This is a genomic window from Lyngbya sp. CCAP 1446/10 (assembly GCF_026130175.1).
GTDB lineage: Bacteria > Cyanobacteriota > Cyanobacteriia > Cyanobacteriales > Microcoleaceae > Microcoleus.
Genome location: NZ_JAIGNI010000007.1, coordinates 91,108 through 110,920, shown reverse-complemented (window position 1 = coordinate 110,920; position 19,813 = coordinate 91,108). Strand labels below are relative to the sequence as shown.

The following is a 19,813-nucleotide window of genomic DNA, read 5'->3' as shown; positions in this document are numbered from 1 at the left end:
TGGTGTTTTAATGGTTTATTAACTGATTTTGGCCTTGTGCGCACCCGGTTGAAGTAGGTTTGGGCTGTCGAAGAGCCGATCGCCCGCAGGAACAGGAATGCGTGCTGTGGCATTGAAAAAGGGATGGCTTGATAGGAATAGCCGCAATTGTGACACCACCAGTTGTTAGTGATGTGTGCCCTTCTGTACACAATTGTGGTTTTTAACTAGAATTTCTGTCAATTTTGCTATACGCTGGCATCCCGGAACTAAAATCAGGGGGCTGTGAGCTTTTTTTGTAAGGTTTGCGGTTGCTATGTTCAGTGTAACCTCCGGCTCCCAAAAAACTCCGCCTTTTGACCCCCCGATCGCCTGGAAAGTCGGATCGGGTTTTCAGGGACTGAGTTTGACGCTGTTCGATCGTCCGTTATCGGTTGGAGATTTTTCGGCAGTTTTGGGCGTTGAAACTGTTTTTTTAACTCTCCTAACTTCCTTGAAACCCTGAATCAGATTTAAGAACACCCGTTTGGGAGAGTACAAGACTATTGTTGATTGCCGATTCGGGAGCAATTCTGCTACTTTCAAGGTTTGGCGGACTGACTTTGCCGCAATCCGGCGGCTTCAACAAGCAGGGATTCGGCAAAGGCGATCGCCTCTGTGGCAGATCTGCCACTGGCGAGTTGGGCGAGTTCTTCCCGTCGCTGCTGGCTGTTGAGGGCCGCAACTCTAACTACCGTCCGTTCACCCGGTTCGGAGTTGGCTGCTTGACCGATAGTTGATTCTGCTTCAATTGTTTCTTTGTTCACCCGAAAATGAAAATCAGCCATCGCGGCAATCAAAGGCTGGTGGGTGACGCACAAAACTTGGTTTTTGTCGGAGAGTTGATAAAGCTTTTTGGCGATCGCACTGGCGACTCTCCCGGAGACTCCGGTGTCAATTTCGTCAAAAATCAGCGTACCCGCACTTTCGATTTGGGAAAAACAGGCTTTGATAGCCAGCAGAAAGCGGCTCATTTCTCCCCCGGAGGCGATCGCCCCCAAGGGTTGTAGAGGTTCCCCCGGATTGGGGCTGAAACAAAAGGCGATTTGGTCAGCACCGGTGGCGGTTGGAGTACAAGGCGAGATTGCGACTTGAAATTGCACTTTTTCCATTGCTAACGGCTTAAGTTCTGCTACTAGATGGGTTTCGAGTTTGATGGCTGCTTCGCGCCGCAGGATGGTGAGGTGGCTGCAAGCGTCTTTTAATTGCTCTAATGCGGTCTGATATGCGAGTTCTAAGGCTTCCATTGACTCGCCTCCTTCTAAAAGTTCGTTTAATTCGTTTTGGATACTGTGGTAGTAGGCGATCGCTTCAGAGAGCGGCCCGTATTTGCGGCAAATTTGTTTAAGTTCGCGAATCCTGTCTTCTACTTCTTCGAGTCTTTCGGGATCTGCTTCTAATCGTTCGCCGTAGCTGCTAATTTGGCTGCTGGCTTCTGTGGCTTGGGCTAAAGCATCGCTGACCATTTCGAGGATTGGTTGCAACTGGGCATCGTAAACTACCATGTCGTTTAAAATTACTTCGGCTTTGCTCAACAAGTCGGCGGCTGATGCGCTGTCGCCGTCGTTTTGGTAAAGGGCTTGGTGAACTTTGTAACTCTGCTGCTGCAATTCGACGATGTGGCCCAGGCGGATTGATTCTTGTTCTAGGTGTTCGAGTTCGCTGGGGTCTTCGATGTGGGCTTCGCTGAGCTCTCCGACTTGGTATTGTAGTAAATCGAGTCTTTGTAGGCGCTGTTGTTCTGACTGTCGTCTGCGTTTGAGGGCTGTTTTGGCGGTGCTGGTTCCTAGCCACGCTGCGGTGATTGTCTCACGCGCCTCAGTGAGTTTTTTGCCGCCGTATAAATCGAGCCATTCTCGTTGCAGGGTTTCTTGTCCGAGGTGGACGGTTTGGCCTTGGGCGGTAATTTCGACGAGGCGATCACGCAGTTGCTCCATTAACGGCCGATTGACGAGAATTCCGTTCAAGCGCGATCGACTGCGGAGAGCACCGCTAGATACGTTAATTTCCCGGCTGCAAACGGCTAAATTGCCGTCTATGGGTTCGATTTCTTGCTCGCCCAGCCACAAAGCCGCGGCTTTGTCCAATTCAAAGGTAGCCTCTAATATTGCCCGCGTTGCTCCGGTGCGAATCACTCGGCGATCGACTTTCCCGCCCAAAACTGCATCGATCGCATCTAGGATAATCGATTTGCCTGCCCCGGTTTCCCCTGTAAATACGTTCAAACTCGGGCCAAAGTCTAGATCCAGGCGGTCAATTAGGGCAAAGTTTTCTATTCTGAGGGATATTAACATGGGGAATCGGGAATGGGGCATTGGGCATTGGGCATTGGGCATTGGGCATTGGGCATTGGTTCCTCCCCTATCGGGCGCGTCGAATTTCCCGATTTCTCTTTTCATTTTTAACTAGAATACTTTTGATTTTGCCATTATCGATCGAGTCTCAACATCAATGCCAAATAAATTTCTGCTGCCCAACGCTTTTGGCGTCTTGGGTTTGGCAGTTGCGACCGCGCTTTGTACAAAAACAAAAAAATCAAGCAGATCGGTTTAATTTGGCTATTTTAAATTTGATTCAACAAATTCGCCAATCGAAAACCTTGGATGAAATTAATTTGTTGTAAGAAGAGTTGTTTGATATCTTCAAGCAGGTGATTATGGATTTGGATGAAAATCGGATTGATTCTGATTCTTTTCTGTCTTTTACTTTTACTTGGGAAACCGCTATTAAGATTGCGCGTAAGCGAGAAAAAATGTTGCGGGAGTTGCGGCTGGTTTCGGATAATTTATGATTGTATACTGCTTCATTAGGGCTGAATTTTACCTACAATCGCCTCCCTAGTTTGTGTGGTGATATTTTTTTTAACACAACCTCACCCCATTTCCTAGGAGGAGATGGGGAATAACTTTGACTTAACTAGGCTTCTTGTTGGGGAATAGACGAGAGATTTTTTTGTCTGTCGTTGAGGCGTTTTTTGGCATACAAATTAATGGTGACAACCATTAATACAATCATGGCAAGAATGGCAGCAATACTCGAAGAAACAGGTAAGTTTTGCTTGAATACTGCTAGGAATACTATCATTGCCAACAAAACAGTTGGCACTTCATTTAACGCCCTAAATTGTTGACCAGTCCAACCGCATTCATTTTTTGCTAATTTCTTAAGCAGCCAACCGCAATAGAAATGATAACCTATTAACAAGCTAACTAATGTTAGCTTAATGTGTAACCAAGTGTCATGCAATACATCGGGTTCTGTTGAAATCAAGCCGATCGCCATAATCACAGTCACAAACATTCCCGGCGTAGTAATCAAATTATAAAGACGTTTCTCCATAATTTGATATTGTTCTTTGAGAATCGTTTTTGCTGGTTCGGGTTGCTCTTCGGCTTCCGCGTGATAGACAAATAATCTTACTAAATAAAATAACCCAGCAAACCAAACGACAATGCCAATAAAATGAAACGATTTAAACCAAAAATAAGCCATGATTTGTCACCTTTAATGAACCACAGAGGCAGAGAGTTCCCAGATGTTTATTGATTTTTGCATCCAGCAACCGGGTTTCTCGTCAATCATTGTACAAGAAACTCGGTTTGTTTGCGATCGAGAAATCGGGTCGATCGGTCATGGGATAGCCCCAGGCCGACCGCATCCGGGTTGATCAGTATTTTACGTTTAATTAAGTGGATTTACTTAATAGTCGCAGGGGAGGTCAGAAACCGGGTTTGATGGACGAAAATCTTTCGCTGGAGCAGCGCAGATGAGGTGAAAAACCCGATTTCTTTGATAGGAATGCGACTCACTTAACGCACCCTACAATAATTTAGGTGACACGAAACCTAGGTGTTTCCAAGCAGCCGCTGTGGCAATTCTGCCCCGACTTGTTCGCTGCAAAAATCCGATTTGCATTAAGTAAGGTTCATAAACATCCTCAATTGTTTGAGTGTCTTCTCCGGTGGAAGCTGCAATAGTTTCTAAACCAACGGGCCCACCGTTAAAGTTTTCGATCATTGCTGTCAAAAGACACCGATCAGTCCAATCCAAACCTAGCGGATCGACGTTGAACAATTCGAGGGCAATTGATGCGACTTCGGCGGTGATTGGCATTAATTTTTTGACTTCGCTGTAGTCTCTGACTCGTCGCAGCAAACGGTTAGCAATACGAGGTGTTCCGCGAGCTCGGCGGGCAATTTCTAAGGCTCCTTCTGGGGTGATTTGAGTGTCGAGAACTTGGGCGGTTCTTTGGACAATTAGACTAAGTTCGTCTATTTCATAGTAGCGTAGTCTTTGGATGAGGCCGAAGCGATCGCGCAATGGAGCTGTTAGCGATCCAACCTTGGTAGTTGCACCTACCAAGGTAAAGGGTTTCAGGGGAATGCTACGGATTTTGGCGCTTTTTCCTTGACCGATCGTAATATCTAAGCGGCAGTCTTCCATCGCCGGATAGAGGATTTCTTCGGTAACTTTAGATAAGCGGTGAATTTCGTCGATAAACAGCACGTCGCCTGCTTTGAGGTTGATCAGCAATCCGACAATATCTCGCGGTTTTTCTAGGGCGGGGGCTGTGGTGATTTTGCATTCAACTTCCATTTCTGCTGCTAGGATTAGCGACATTGTGGTTTTTCCTAATCCGGGCGGGCCGTAAAGTAATAGGTGATCCATTGGTTCGCCACGGGATTTTGCTGCGGCAATTGCGATCGCCAAAACTTCTCTTAAGTCTTTTTGTCCGATGTATTCAGCTAACCGCTGGGGTCGGATTTTATCTTCTTGTTTGTTATTGATTTCGTCGGGTAGTTCTTGGGATTCTAGCAGCGATTCTGTCTGGGGTTTTGCTGCTTGTTTTCGGGGGGCAGGGGCTATGTCTTCGGGTAGATTTGGGTCGGGGGTTTGTTGTTTGGAGGAGATGATTGCCATGTTTATTTGCGATCGGGCAGCGGGAATTGTTTACAATTATTAGGGGAATCTTGACAATTATTGAGTTCTTTATGAATATTCCATCTTCTTTATTAGCATCGGAAAGCATAACTTTTGAGGGGGCGATCGAGCTGACTCAATCTTTACTATCGGAAATTGAGGCCGATTCCCTACGGGATAGCTACGCTTCAAGACTTTCACAGGCTCAGATCGAGCAAGCAGTGGCTTCTCTGGTGAAAACTCCGAACGGTGCTAGGGGGTTTTTTGTCACCTATCTGACGGACGAGGGACAGGTGGCAGACAGTCCGTCACCCGGAGTGATCGAGGCGCTGCGATCGACTCCTGAGATCGTAGCAGAACTGCTGGTGAAAAATTTGGCGATGTCGGCGGCGATGGTTGTTTATCATTCGCGCCATCAAAGCGAGGAAAGGGCGGCTGGTTCTGCTAGAGTGCAGGGGCGATCGCGCAACTTAATTCAAATCCTGCAAATGCCAGCCTGTCAAACTGTAGCGTCGCAAATGCTAGCAAGTTTGCAGAGTGCCAGCGGCGAGTATGAGGAATTTTTTCAGCGGTGGGGCTACGACGATGAGCAAAAACTGGCGATCGGTTCGGCAGTGGGTGAGGCGATCGGCTAAAATGACCTAATACGGTTCAGAAGACTCGGCGGTTGAAACCGCCGAGTCTGATCTTTTCCAGCAGATGCTTGCTCAAAACGACGGGGCTGTGGAATAATTGCGGTTTAGCAAAAGCTGCACAATTGTAGCTTGAGTTGATTTCGGTGTGAAGGTAGTGAACGAGGGCGAAAAAATTGCTGAGAACGGTGAAAGGAGTTGCCCAAAAAGCCCGAACGGCGGGCGGGAGGCGGCCCGCAAGTAGTCAGCGGTGGACGAAGCTCAATCTGCTGCTAACATTGGTGCGGCGGGACTTGGAAGCTCAATACAAAGGCTCGATTCTGGGTAATTTGTGGCCGCTGCTGAATCAACTATCGCAATTGGTGATTTACACATACGTATTCTCGATCGTTCTCAAGGTAAAGCTCCAACTTACAGGCTTCCCCCAAAACAGCGACATTACATTTGGAGTCTGGTTGTTTGCCGGTTTACTACCTTGGAGTGCCTTCACCAGCGGTTTGATTAAATCGGGAGTATCCGTAGTAGGGCAGCCAAATTTAGTCAAAAAAGTGGTATTTCCCCTCGGTTTGCTGCCGCTAGTGCCGATTTTGACAGCTTTTATTGAAAGTTCTCTGGGTTTAGCAGCTTTGATTCTGATCGTAGCAGTTTCCACGCAAAAGCTCAACGCTACTTTATGGTTGCTGCCACTGGTTTGGGCGCCTCAGTTGTTGCTAACCGCGGGGTTGGGATATTTGACAGCGGGCTTAACCGTGTTTTTGCGAGATATTCCTCAGACATTAGGTGTTATTCTAAATTTTTGGTTTTATTTGACGCCGATCGTCTATCCAGCATCAATCATCCCCGAACAGTGGCGAGGGTGGATATTTTGGCTCAATCCAATGGCCACCATCTCCGAGGTTTACCGAGACCTGATACTGCTTGGAGAAGTCAAGCATTGGGGCGAATGGGGTGTCGCCACGCTGATTTCTGCTGCTATATTTTGTGCAGGTTTTGCGGTTTACCGACGTTTGCGTCCCGCTTTTGCTGACGTGCTGTAATATGTTTTAGATCTCAAGTCAATGTGACATGGAAAATCCCCATCAAGGTGTTTTTAGTGAGGACTTGCATTCCTCACTAAAAAATATGAGGACTTGCATTCCTTACTACAAACCTATTTTTTGTTCTAGCGGACATAAGATCAATCTAAAATCTAAAATCTAAAATCTAAAATCTAAAATCGGATGACAGAAAATGTAATTTCATTAAAAAATGTTTCTAAATGCTTTAAGCGATACGATCATCCAGGAGACCGCTTAAAAGAAATTATTTACCCCAGCAAAAAACTCGCTGACGAATTTTGGGCTCTCCACGACATCAATCTGGAAATTCATCAAGGACAAACTCTGGGAATTGTCGGTCGCAACGGTTCGGGAAAAAGCACTCTTTTGCAAATAATTGTGGGGACGCTGACGCCCACCGCCGGCAGTGTAGATGTGAAAGGGCGAGTCTCCGCTTTGTTGGAACTCGGAAGCGGGTTTAACCCGGAATTTACCGGGCGGCAAAATGTATTTTTTAACGCTCAAATACTGGGATTTACTCAAAAAGAGACTGAAGAAAAGTTTGACGAAATAGCTGCTTTTGCTGATATTGGAGATTTCATCGATCAGCCCGTCAAAACTTATTCTAGCGGTATGTTTGTCAGGCTGGCTTTTGCAGTTGCCACTAGCGTCGAGCCGGATATTTTGGTGGTTGATGAGGCGCTTTCGGTGGGCGACGAAGCTTTTCAGCGCAAGTGTTTTGCTCGATTGCAAAGCATTCAAGAAGGTGGCGGCACGATTTTATTTGTCTCTCATGCTGCTACTTCTGTGGTGCAACTTTGTACATCGGCGATTTTAATGGATAGCGGAGAATTACTCCTCGCTCACACGCCGAAGGTGGTAATTTCTAAGTATCAAAAGTTAATTTATGCCGATCCAGATAAAGTTTTGGGGTTGAAGCAAGATATTCGAGTTCTCAACCAACTGACAAAGCAAGACAGTGAAAATAATCTTCAGGAGGCTAATTTAGACAGCACAAAGACGGAGGTGAAACCGGAGCAGTATCACTCTAAATCCCCAGAACATTATGATGAATTTTACGATCCGGGAATGATACCGTCGAATACGGTGAGGTATCCGTCTCGCGGAGCGGAAATTATCAACCCGCGCATCGAGACGCTGAAGGAAAATGTGGTAAATCACTTGATCGGTCGTCAAGATTATATTTATACTTACTCTGTCACTTTCTCGCGGTCAACTTCCAAGGTGAGGTTTGGAATGTTGATTAAAACGATTAGCGGTTTTGAGTTGGCTGGTGCTTCTTTGAAGGCTTCTACTCAGTCAGTTAGGTATGTGGAAGCGGGAACCACAATTGTCGTAAAATTTCAGTTTAAATGTTTGCTAAATCCGGGGGTCTATTTTTTGAATGCGGGGGTTGTGGGAACGGTAGATGGGGATTTAACTTATCTGGATCGCTGCGTTGATGTGGCGATGTTTAGAGTTCAGTCTTGTACTGAGTCCTGCGGTAACGGCATCGTTGACTTGCTGATCGAACCGTGTTTAACTGTTGTTAATTCTGATTCTCTGGTGAAAGAGCAGTCAACCGAAGTTATCTAAAATTCTGTAAAAAAAATGAGCGAGAGCAATTTAAATTTAGTCAATAATCCGGTAATCAAAGCGTTTATTCGAGAGCAAACTAAGTTTCCTGAAGATTTTAAACTGAATATCTGCGAAGACGATGAAATGTATTTGTTTGCTTTGAGCAATGTTAAGGACGATCGCGATCGGGCTTTGGTGCGCTATTATGCGATCGGGCGACGCATCCTGGATACGGTGAAACAGGTTGTGGATTGGCATTTTGGCGGTTTTGAAAATGTACAGTCTTTTCTAGATTTTGCTTGCGGTTATGGTAGATTTACGCGGTTTTTGATTCAGGAAATGCCGCCGGAACGAATTTGGGTTTCTGATATTTATGCTAACGCGGTCAAGTTTCAAACTGAATACTTTGGTGTTAATGGTATTGTTTCGACGGGAAAACCAGAAAATTATTTAATTGACCAAAAGTTTGACTGCATTCTGGCTAATTCTTTTTTCAGCCATATGCCGGAAAGAACTTTTACAAATTGGCTGCAAAATTTGTATGATTTGTTGACTCCTAACGGCATTTTGATGTTCAGTGTTCACGATGAGTGTTTACGGGCTGTTGGTGCAGAAATGCCCGATCGGGGTATTTTGTTTAGTCCCATGAGCGAAAGTCATTCTTTGGATAAGGAGGAATACGGCACAACTTATGTAACTGAAAAGTTTGTCCGAGAAGTTGTCGATAGAGTTAGTGCAGGCAAAGCTTTTATTCACCGCATCGAAAAAGGGATATGCCGGTTTCAGGATTTGTATGTAGTCACAAATGAGCTGGTTAGAGATTTTTCGGAGTTGAAATTCAATCACCACCCGGAAGGATATATTGATGTTGCTGCTTTTACGAATAAGGAGAATTTGTATCTGGAAGGATGGGCGGCTGATGTGAATGTCGGCGGTAAAATTGAGGATTTGCAAGTGCTGGTAAACGGTGAGTTTGTGCAGAGGTGCGAGCCTTTTTACGATCGCCCGGATGTGGGCGGACACTTTGAAACTGATGTGGCTTTGCAGTCGGGTTGGAACTGTTATTTACCGAAAAACACTGTGGCAGCGCAGGATGTGTTAACCGTCAAAGCAATCAATAACTACGGTTTGACATGGATTCTGGAAACTTGCACTGTGCAATCGCTGTTAAGCCAAAGGAAATCGCGGTCTTTGTTGGGGTCTAGTCAGCTCAAGCTTCAATTGCTTGAAAGTCAGTTAGCTGCGGCTAAGATAGAATGGGAGCAAAGTCAAAGTAAGTTAATGATTACTGAAACTCAGCTAGAAATATCTCATACTAAGTTGCAAGAAGCTCAAAATCAATTGGTTTCAGTTCACTCGCAGTTGGAACAAAGTCAAAGTCAGTTAGTATCTGTGAAAATGCAGTTGGAGAAGACTAGAAATCAGTCAATTAATGTCAAGCAAGAACTCGAACGATCGCAAAATCGAGTAGTGGCAATGGAAAGCAGCAAATTCTGGAAGCTGAGAAGCTCTTGGTTTCAAATCAGGCGGTTGCTGGGCTTAGCGGGAGAATGAGTAAAATTGGTGTGGGAATTAGGGGGAGGGAGAGAAATTGTGAGTACAAATGACAGCAAACCGTCGGTTTTTATTGTTACTGGAATGCACCGTTCCGGTACGTCTTTGACGGCTTCTTTGTTTCAGAAAGTCGGGGTTGATATTGGTAAAAGGTTAGTTGGCCCGGCTGACGGAAATGTGAAAGGTCATTTCGAGAATGTTGATTTTGTGGAGTTTCACAAGAGTGTTTTACGATCGCACGGCATAGATGAACTCGGCTGTACGTTTGAAAAAACGATTCCGGTAGCAGCGGAATACGTGGAAATTGCTAAAAGGGCGATCGAGCAAAACCAACAAACTCACAAGCATTGGGGCTGGAAAGACCCGCGAACCGCCCTGTTTTGGGATTTTTGGCTAAATTTGCTCCCCGAAGCCAATTTTATCTGTGTTTATCGATCGCCCTGGGAAGTCGTCGATTCGCTGTACCGCCGGGGAACGGATGTCAGCTTGCTGCAAAATCCCGAAATGGCAGTAAAAATGTGGATTCACTACAACCAAAAAGTCTTAGAACTTTGCGAAGGTTTTCCCGATCGCTGTCTGCTGGCCAACGTTTACCCGATCGGTAACACTCCCGAACTTTTTATCGATCGAGTCAACGACAAATTCAATGTTAACTTAGGTGCCATACCAGCGGACAATTTTGAAGAATCTTTATTAGTCAATGATATTGTTAAAAGTCATAGACCGAGTTTAATAGAACAATATTTTCCCGAAGCATTAGAACTCTATCAACTGTTAGAAATCCAAGCAGGAAATCTCAGCAGCGAATCCAAGTTAGCCAGCGATAAAATTATTCACTTCCCAGCATCATCTGTCGGGCCATTTGAAGACTGGCTAAAAATTCGCTTGCTGGAAAAACACCAAAAAACCAGCAATTCCGAACTCAAACAGTGGCAACAACAATTCCAACAAGCCCAGACGAAAGTGTTGGGATTAGAGACAAAATTAGGAGAAACTCAAGTACAGCTTGCAGGAAAAGAAACAAATTTTCAAGAAGCTTTAGCAAAACTGCTGGGATTAGAAACAGAATTAGGACAAACTCAGGCACTGCTTGCCGGTCAAACATCGCAATTTCAAGAAGCGTTAACAAAAGTCCTGAAGTTAGAAACAGAATTAGGGCAAACTCAGGTACAGCTTGCCGGCAAAGAATCGCAATTTCAAGAAGCTTTGGCGAAACTGCTGGGATTAGAAACAGAATTAGGACAAACTCAGGTACAGCTTGCCGGCAAAGAATCGCAATTTCAAATAGCTTTAACAAAAGTCTTGAAATTAGAAACAGAATTAGGGAAGACTCAGGTAAAATTCAAAGAAAAAGAATTCAAATTGGAGCAAAAGTTAGCTGAGTTACTGTGGTTAGAAACAGCACAAAGTCAAACTCAGCAAGATTTGGCACAATCGCGCCAGGAAAATGCCAAAATCCAGGCTGAACTTGCCGCATTCAAGTCTTTTTACTGGTGGCAACTGAGAGAAAGATGGTGGGAATTGCAGCGCCGAATCCGCGATTTATTCCCGAAATTTATTTTTTCTTTAGAGAAGCCTACTACTTGGCAAGTTGGCGATTCCAATCTGTTAATTGTGGGCTGGGTTTTTAACACAAAAACTGAGACTGTAGCAGTTCGCGCGCGAATTAAAAGCAAGAGTTTCGCGGCTGTTTACGGCATAGAAAGAAGCGATATAGCGCTAGCACATTCTAATATTGCGGCTGCACATAAATCGGGATTTACCATTGAATTGCAAGCGCCTCCCGGACGGCACGAAGTGCTGCTGGAAGCGCAAGACGAGCGTGGTAAATGGCATTTTTTGGCAGCTTATCCGCTGTTGGTTTCAACGATTCAAGCATCGTTAGATGTGCCTGTGGTGTGGGAACAGCTTCAGGGTCAAATTTTGTTTGCTGGTTGGTGTTGTCACCACGATCGCAAAATTGCTAAATTAAGCTTTTTGTGCGGTGACACTGCTGTAGAATGCGCCTACGGTTTGCGAAGAAAAGATGTCGGTGAAGTGTTTCCTGACTGGGTTAACAGTTCGGAAAGTGGTTTTGAAGCCCTTGTCGATTTGCCTCCGGGTGAATGGCACGTTTCTCTGCAAGCTGAGTTAGAAACTGGGGAGATTTTGTATTTTCAAGCGCCGCAAATATTGACTGTGCGACGTTACCATATTTGGCAGCGAAGTGCTGATAAATTTGAGGAGTTTTCGAGTTTTGTGGAGGCTATTCGGCAGCGGGCGAGGGAGAGAAAACAGCGTCTGGGTAGAATTGTGCCGATGCCTTGGGAAATTGTCAAGGTGATGCGCCAGTTTGGGAAGATTTATCGGCAGCAAAAACAGTTTACTGCGCCGGGGGATTTGCTGCCACCTGCGGGTTTTGTGGTTCCTAAACCGATTGATAGGTATGATGCTTGGTTGGAGGTGAATCAGTGGAATGTGCGATCGCGCGATTACTTGATTTCTCGGTTAAAATCCTGTGGGGAAGCGCTGCCGAAAATTTCGGTGGTGATGCCAGTGTACAATCCGCAGATAGATTTTCTCGAAAGTGCGATCGACAGTGTAATCCATCAAGTCTATCAAAACTGGGAACTCTGTATCGCCGATGATTGCAGTACCGATGCTACGGTTGCTGAAACTTTGAAAGACTGGGCCGAAAAGGACGATCGTATCCGCATCACATTTCGCACAGAAAACGGCAACATCAGCGCCGCAACCAACAGCGCCGCCGCCCTCGCCACAGGCGACATCATCCTGTTTTTAGACAACGACGACGAACTAACTCCCGACGCATTAGGCGAAGTCGCGCTATATTTTGCCACCCATCCAACCACCGATTTTCTCTACTCAGACGACGACAAAATCGACACCAAAGGTCATCGATTCGCCCCGCAATTCAAACCAGAATGGTCGCCGGAACTGCTGCTTTCCTATATGTATCTCGGTCATTTGTGCGCCGTAAAAAAAGAAATTTTTGAACAAATAGGCGGCTTGCGGCTCGGTTTTGAAGGCTCGCAAGATTACGATTTTGCCTTAAGAGCAACCGAAATTTCTCGCCACGTCGCCCACCTGCCCCTAGTGCTTTATCACTGGCGAACCGCACCAGGTTCTACAGCCGTATCTGGAGCCGCGAAACCATCCAGTTTTTCCGCAGGTCAACAAGCCATTCAAGACGCACTAAACCGCCGAAAAATTAAGGGAAGTGTCGCTCAGCACGCCTGGGCAATCAAAGAAAATTTGGGCATATTTGCCCAGGATTTCCCGGATGATGGCCCGTCAGTAACTTTGATTATTCCTACTAAAAATCAAGTTAAATTGCTGAAAGCCTGTATCGATTCTCTAGAAAGTACAACCTACAAAAATTATCAAATTGCAGTCATTGACAATGAAAGCGACGATCCAAAAACCTTAGAATATTTAAATCAATTAAGTTGTCAAGTTTTGCGAATAAGAAATCCTGGAGGCAAGTTTAGTTTTGCGGCAATTAACAACCGCGCTGTCGCACAAGTTGACAGCGAATACGTGTTGTTTTTGAACAATGATACTGAAGTAATCACCCCGCGATGGCTGAGTCAAATGGTGGGATACGCTCAAATTTCCGCTGTGGGTGCAGTCGGTGCGAGGCTGTTATATCCCGACGGCAGAATTCAACACGCAGGGGTAATTCACGGTCTCCATCACGGTTTGGCTGGTCACGCTTTTAAGCTGATGGATAAGGATAATCGAGGTTATCTTTCTCAAGCGATGGTAACGCGAAATTACTCGGCGGTAACTGCTGCTTGCACGATTACTCCGCGTCAATTGTTCTTGGAATTGGGCGGCTTTGATGAGGAGAATTTTGCTGTTGCTTATAATGATGTCGATTACGGATACCGATTGTTAGAACGCGGTTATCGGTGCGTTTATTGTCCCGATGCGGAGTTGTTGCACAAGGAGGGAACTTCTAGAGGTTTTACTGATAATCCTCAAGAGGTGGCGGCTTTTCGGCGCAAGTATGCGGGGAAAAATGATGGTTTTTATAGTCCTCATTTGTCTTTGGAAGATGAGTATTTTCATATTCAACCTCGCAGGGTTTTTATGACGGAAGAGGGAAAGAAGGAAGAAGGAAGAGGGAAGAAGGAAGAAGGAAGAGGGAAGAAGGAAGAAGGAAGATTAGCAACGGATTTTGTAGCGGATTTAACGGATGTCACTGATGTCACTGATGTCACTGATGGAAGGGACAAGGGAGAGTTACAATTTGCTGATTCTGGTTTGTTGTCAGTAGCAAATACAAACAATTATATTCATCCTGTTAGAGTTTTGATGTGCAGTAATTCGCTGGATTTCACGGGCGCGCCGCTGCATCAGTACGAAATTGCGGTGAAATTGGCGGCTGAGGGTGTGATTTTGCCGATCGTACTTTGCACCACAGACGGCCCCCTGCGTCAAGCTTACGAACAGCAGGGAATTGAAGTCATTGTGCGCGACAATCCCCTCGAACACATCTATCAGCGCGATGCTTACGATGAAGCTATCCGCAGTTTTAGCAAGGAAATTGAAAGTCTAAAAGTAGATGCAATTTATGCTAATACTTTAGAAAACTTCTTTGTAGTTGATGCAGCGCGGCAAATCGGAATTCCTACGGTTTGGAACGTGCACGAAAGCGAACCTTGGCAAACTTATTTTAATAGGTTTGGTTCGGAGATTGCGGCGAGGGCTTTGGAGTGTTTCCGCTTTCCTTATAAGGTGATTTTTGTGGCGGATGCAACGCGGGACAGGTATTTGCCTCTGAATAGCCACCACAATTTTACAGTGATTCACAATGGTTTAGATTTGAGCAAACTGGAAAATTCCGAGAATTCAGAGTTGGCTAGAAAAACTTTAGGTGTTGCAGCGCAAGATGTGGTATTGTTGCTACTGGGAACAGTGTGCGAACGCAAAGGTCAGCAGGATTTAGTTCAAGCACTTTCGCTTTTGCCTGAAAAATGGCACAATCAGATTAGGTGTTTCATTGTGGGCGATCGGCCGAGTATTTACAGCAATAAATTAGCCGATATGGTGGGCGCATTGCCGGAAGATTTGCGGCAAAGGGTGACGGTAGTCCCGGAAACTGGGGAACCAGGACAGTATTACAAAGCGGCGGATATATTTGTTTGCACTTCTCGTGTAGAAAGTTTTCCGAGAGTGATTTTGGAGGCGATGGCCTGCGATTTACCAATTATTACATCGCCAGTTTTTGGGATCAAAGAACAAGTGAGACCGGGAATTAACGGTTTGTTTTATACGCCCAATCGCCCGGATGAATTAGTTGCAGCTTTGATGAGTTTATTGGAGGATAAATCATTACGGCAGCAGTTGGCTGGAAATGCTAAATATGTCTTGGATTCACTCAATACTTTTGAGGAGATGACTCAAGCTTATGCAGAGATTTTCTGCGAAGCATATTTTGCTAAAAAATAAACGTTCAATAAGATTAATTAAATGGTAAAAAAGTATGCAATCAAATTCCTTTAGTAGAGAAGATGAAAGTTCCGACAAACAAACAGCTCAAACCAACCGGGAATCTCACCCAAGCCCCGTAATTTCCAAGGCGGGTTACTGGTTATCTAATCCGATTATTGAAAAAGCTGTAAACTCTCGGCTTTCAGGCGGACAAACAGAAGGTTACTGGTTAACCTGGCTAGTCAATAGCTTCTTCAAAAATCGAAGGTTTGATAATCTTTTGTCTGTTGGTTGCGGAGTCGGAAATCACGAAATTCTCATGGCTAAATTAGGATTAGCCCGCCACATAGACGCCTTTGATTTATCCGAAACTTCTTTAGAAATTGCGAGAAAAGATGCCGCAGCAGCGGGAGTCAAGATTAATTTTTATCAAGATGACTTTAATTCATTTACTCTAGACCAAAACAAAAAATACGATCTCGTTTTTTGCTCTGGTTCGCTGGATCACGTCAAAGAAATAGAACGATGCTTATCAACAATTCAGCAATGTTTAAAGCCCAATGGATATTTTATTGTCAATGAATACATAGGAGATTGCTATAATATATACAATGAAAATCAACTCAATTTGATCGATCGCATTTACAAATGTTTTGACGGTACGCTCAAGTCGGGAACAACTGAAAGATTTGCTAGTCCAAGTATTGAGCAAGTATTGGTGAAAAATCCTTCAAAAGCAATCCGGTCAAAGCTGATACTTCCTTTCTTGAAATTCTACTTTGATATAGAAGTATTGAATCAAGCCGGTGGGGGTCTGCTTCACGAAATGTACCCTTTGCTAGATCGCGATCTGCTTTCAGATGGAGACCCAAAAAGTGAAACAATTGTCAAGTTATTACTGGAGATTGAGACAATTTTAATGGATTTGCCGACAGGACTCTCAAGTGATTTTTGTTTGTGTATTCTGAGACAGAAAAAGCTCAAAATCTTAGAAAACTTGTGGCTGGGAACGTGGAGGAAAGCGAATCGTGGTAAACTTATTTTAACAAGTTTGGTTCGCCGATGGCGGCGAGAGCTTTAGAGTGTTTCCACTTTAGCGGGTGATTTTTGTGTTGTATGGGACGCGGGAAGATATTTCCCTGTCAATAGCTAGCAACCACAATTTTAGAGCGATTCACTTCCCCTCAAATTTTCACACAAGCTGATTTTACAAAAAATATACGTTTAATCGAACTCAAAAGTAAAAAAGTATGCAATCAAATTCCTTTAGTAGAGAAGATGAAAATTCTGAAAAATCAACAGCTCAAAATTACTGGGAATCTAACCCAACAGCCGTAATTGTAAAGGACGGTTACTGGTTATCTAATCCGATTATTGAAAAAACTGTAAATCATCGGCTATCAGGTGGACAAACAGAAGGTTACTGGTTAAGCTGGCTAGTAAATAAATTCTTCAAAGATCGAAGGTTTGATAATCTTTTGTCTATTGGTTGCGGAGTTGGAAATCACGAAATATTGATGGCTAAATTAGGATTGGCTACTCAAATTGATGCCTTTGATTTTTCGGAAAGTTCTTTAGAAATTGCGAGAAAAGATGCCGCCGCCGCGGGAGTAGACATTAATTTTTATCAAGATGACTTTAATTTGTTTGTTTTAGATAAAGATCAAAAATACGATATCGTTTTTTGCTCTGGTTCGCTGCATCACGTCAAAGAAATAGAACGATGCTTATCAACCATTCAGAAATGTTTAAAACCGAATGGATATTTTATTGTCAACGAATACATCGGAGATTGCTATAATATATATAATAAAAATCAACTCGATTTGATTAACCGCATTTACAAATGTTTTCACTACACGCTCAGGTCAGGAACAACTGAAACATTTGCTGGCCCAAGTATTGAGCAAGTATTTGTGAAAGATCCTTCGGAAGCAGTCAGATCAAAGCTGATACTTCCTTTCTTGAAATTCTATTTTGATGTAGAACTTTTGAATCAAGCAGGTGGGGGATTGCTTCACGAAATGTATCCTTTGTTAGATCACTATCAACTTTCTGATGGCTCTCCAAAGAGTGAAACAATTGTCAAATTATTGCTGGAGATTGAGAAAATCTTAATGGATTTGCCGGGAGGACTCTCAAGTGATTTTTGTTTGTGTATTCTGAGACAGAAAAAACCGAAAACAATGGAAATAATACAGCCTAAAATAGATTACGAAGGGGCATGGGACAGCTACGCCCAAGAATGGAAAGATAATCATCCTGAACTCGCTTATTTGGGCGATGAATGGGTGGGAAAAGGTGCGGGTGCGGCTAATTCCTTAGCGGAATACGAAGCGCTGATCGAACAGGAATTTATTGCACCGTATATCAAAAAAGAACATACGGTTTTAGAAATTGGGATCGGTGGCGGGAAAACTGGTTCGCTATTGCTAGAATATTGCGATCGCCTAATTTGTGCCGACATTTCCACTCAAATGCTGCAAGCCGCCCGATCGCGCTTGGGAGACGATCGCGTTTCCTACGTCAAACTCGACGGTTTAACATTAGACGGCCTCACCCCCGGTGCAGCGGATGTATGCTTTTGCTACGATACAATGGTACACGTAGAACCGGTAGACATATTCAACTACCTAACACGCATTCCCAAACTGCTGCGGGGCGATCGCATTTGCGTCTTTCACCACGGCAACATTCTCAGCGATTTGGGTTGGCAAAAATTCGCCGGCGAGTGGGACAAAAACTTACTGGGACGCAGAGATGGCACTGCATTCTCAGTAATGACTGATACAATCATGGAAAAATTTCTCAACCATTTAAACTATGAAATTATCCTAAAAAATACATCTTCAGTACCGCGAGATTGCGTCTGGATCTGCAAAGCGCCCCCCTACAAGGAGTAAAATTAAAGCTTTTACTCGCAGTTAAATACTGAATTTCTACTAACAACTGCCAACCCAACGACTGCGCAATCGGGCCAACTGACAACTAACAACTCCCAACTGCCAACTGCCAACTCCCAACTGCCAACTGCCAACTGCCAAATGAAAGCATTATTTCTCCATCCCAACTTCCCCGCCCAATACCGCCACATTATCACGGCTTTAGGCGCAGATCCCAAAAATCAAGTTGTTTTCGGCACTAAAAACGAGCGTCCCGAATGGAACATTCCCGGAGTTCGTAAAGCAGCATTTACCCCCAGCCGCGAACCCAACGCCCAGACTCACCAATACGTCCGCCCTTTAGAAAGTGCAGTTATCTATGGACAAGCCGTATTTAGAATGGCAGAACAACTCAAAGCAGACGGTTTTGTACCCGATGTGATTTGCGGACATTCTGGTTGGGGGCCGACACTGTTTGTCAAAGAAGCTTTTCCCAATACGCCGCTTTTGTGTTATTTCGAGTGGTTTTATCACTCCATTGGTTCCGATGCAGATTTCGATCCGGCGGAACCTTTAACAGTTGACGACATGGCAAGAATTAGAATCAAAAATGCGCCGATTCTGATCGATTTATACTCTTGTGATTGGGGTTTGTCGCCGACATATTGGCAGCGATCGCAATTTCCGCCAGAATTACAACAAAAATTGTCCGTACTCCACGACGGCGTAGATACAGATTACTTCAAGCCAGACCCCGGTGCTAAACTGGTTTTGCCTAACTTAGACTTGTCCGGTGTTGATGAAATTGTCACCTACGTATCGCGGGGAATGGAACCTTATCGGGGCTTTCCAGAGTTCATTGAGTCGATCGCCTATGTGCAAGAACGCCGCCCCAACTGTCACGTTGTAGTTGTTGGTTCAGACAGAGTTTGTTATGGTCGTTCTTTACCAAACGGCGAGTCTTATAAAGACCATATGCTCAAAAAAGTGCCGCTAGATATGTCGCGAGTGCACTTTGTCGGGCCGCTACCTTATGGACTGTATTTAAAAGTAATTCAAGCATCCGACGTACACGTTTATTTAACCAGACCTTTCGTGCTATCTTGGTCGATGATTGAATCTCTATCGGCAGGATGTTTAGTAATCGGTTCGGATACCGGGCCGGTGAGAGAAGTGATCCGCGATGGAGAAAACGGTTTAATCGTCGATTACTTCTCGCCGAAACAAGTAGCCGATCGCATCGACGAAGTTTTAGACCATCCTACCCGCATGGCAGAAATTCGCGTCAAGGCCCGTCAAACCGCCCTAGAACGCTATAGTTTAGCTAAAATGTTACCGCAGCACCTACAACTGATTGAGCAGGTAGCAAATCGCTCGATGCCGCCTACAGTTGGTATGCAGCCAGAACGGGAATTAGCCGCATCTTTTGGAGTGAGAATTTAGCAGGAAACTATTGTGGGGTGGGCACGCGAGTTCGCCCCGAAAAAGTCGCAACAGTCGGCGGTTGAAAGAGACTGTTGTCGAATTTAAAAAGCGTGAACAATCAATGCAACAATATTCGTAGGGTGTGTCGCCATCGATTGTACTTATTCAAACTGAATGTTTTGACAACAGACTAAAGATTTTTCCCCTTGTAGGTTCTTGTAGGGGCTGGTTTAGCGTAGAATCTATGATAAAAACGAGTTTATGAGTGCAAAAACCGCCCTCCCTATGTAGGGCTTGCTGAATAGAACTAGAAGCTATGACTGTCAAG

General features: G+C 44.6%; 11 protein-coding genes and 1 pseudogene. 9 read left to right on the top strand and 3 right to left on the bottom strand.

From position 1 onward, the window contains the following. Positions 1-295: 295 nt before the first annotated feature. On the top strand, positions 296-484 hold the full coding sequence (locus K4039_RS05525; protein WP_265234125.1) for a hypothetical protein: 189 nt from the start codon (positions 296-298) through the stop codon (positions 482-484). A 76-nt stretch (positions 485-560) separates the two neighbouring features. On the opposite strand, the gene recN is transcribed toward K4039_RS05525, so the two are convergent. The 3 genes from recN to ruvB all read right to left on the bottom strand — a co-directional run bounded on the left by recN (position 561) and on the right by ruvB (position 4,938). Beyond that, the gene (gene recN / locus K4039_RS05520; protein ID WP_265234147.1) at positions 561-2,312 is read right to left on the bottom strand and encodes a DNA repair protein RecN; all 1,752 of its coding nucleotides are present in this window, start codon (positions 2,310-2,312) and stop codon (positions 561-563) included. Between the two features lie 622 nt (positions 2,313-2,934). Further along, positions 2,935-3,510, bottom strand: a complete 576-nt coding sequence (gene hemJ, locus K4039_RS05515; protein ID WP_265234124.1) for a protoporphyrinogen oxidase HemJ — start codon at positions 3,508-3,510, stop codon at positions 2,935-2,937. A 327-nt stretch (positions 3,511-3,837) separates the two neighbouring features. After that, complete coding sequence (gene ruvB / locus K4039_RS05510) at positions 3,838-4,938, bottom strand: Holliday junction branch migration DNA helicase RuvB (RefSeq protein WP_265234123.1); 1,101 nt, start codon at positions 4,936-4,938, stop codon at positions 3,838-3,840. Here ruvB and K4039_RS05505 point away from each other — a divergent pair. The 8 genes and pseudogenes from K4039_RS05505 to K4039_RS05470 all read left to right on the top strand — a co-directional run bounded on the left by K4039_RS05505 (position 4,932) and on the right by K4039_RS05470 (position 19,503). Next, positions 4,932-5,573: a hypothetical protein gene (locus K4039_RS05505; RefSeq protein ID WP_375339785.1), complete on the top strand. Its 642-nt coding sequence runs from the start codon at positions 4,932-4,934 to the stop codon at positions 5,571-5,573. The genes ruvB and K4039_RS05505 overlap by 7 nt on opposite strands. A 185-nt stretch (positions 5,574-5,758) precedes the next feature. Beyond that, complete coding sequence (locus K4039_RS05500) at positions 5,759-6,607, top strand: ABC transporter permease (protein WP_265234145.1); 849 nt, start codon at positions 5,759-5,761, stop codon at positions 6,605-6,607. Positions 6,608-6,790: 183 nt separating this feature from the next. Continuing rightward, positions 6,791-8,203, top strand: coding sequence for an ABC transporter ATP-binding protein (locus tag K4039_RS05495; RefSeq protein WP_265234122.1), 1,413 nt, complete (start codon positions 6,791-6,793; stop codon positions 8,201-8,203). A 15-nt stretch (positions 8,204-8,218) separates the two neighbouring features. Continuing rightward, entirely contained in the window at positions 8,219-9,739 is a 1,521-nt protein-coding gene (locus K4039_RS05490) for a methyltransferase (RefSeq protein WP_265234121.1), read from the top strand. 39 nt (positions 9,740-9,778) lie between these two features. Then, positions 9,779-15,196, top strand: coding sequence for a glycosyltransferase (locus tag K4039_RS05485; protein WP_265234144.1), 5,418 nt, complete (start codon positions 9,779-9,781; stop codon positions 15,194-15,196). Positions 15,197-15,230: 34 nt separating this feature from the next. After that, positions 15,231-16,259 carry a bifunctional 2-polyprenyl-6-hydroxyphenol methylase/3-demethylubiquinol 3-O-methyltransferase UbiG gene (locus K4039_RS05480; RefSeq protein ID WP_265234120.1) on the top strand — a complete coding sequence of 343 codons (1,029 nt, stop codon included), beginning with the start codon at positions 15,231-15,233 and terminating at the stop codon, positions 16,257-16,259. Positions 16,260-16,482: 223 nt separating this feature from the next. Next, positions 16,483-18,081: pseudogene (locus K4039_RS05475) on the top strand (class I SAM-dependent methyltransferase); the annotation flags it as partial. Between the two features lie 141 nt (positions 18,082-18,222). Then, positions 18,223-19,503, top strand: coding sequence for a glycosyltransferase family 4 protein (locus tag K4039_RS05470; protein ID WP_265234118.1), 1,281 nt, complete (start codon positions 18,223-18,225; stop codon positions 19,501-19,503). The last annotated feature ends 310 nt before the right edge of the window (positions 19,504-19,813 follow it).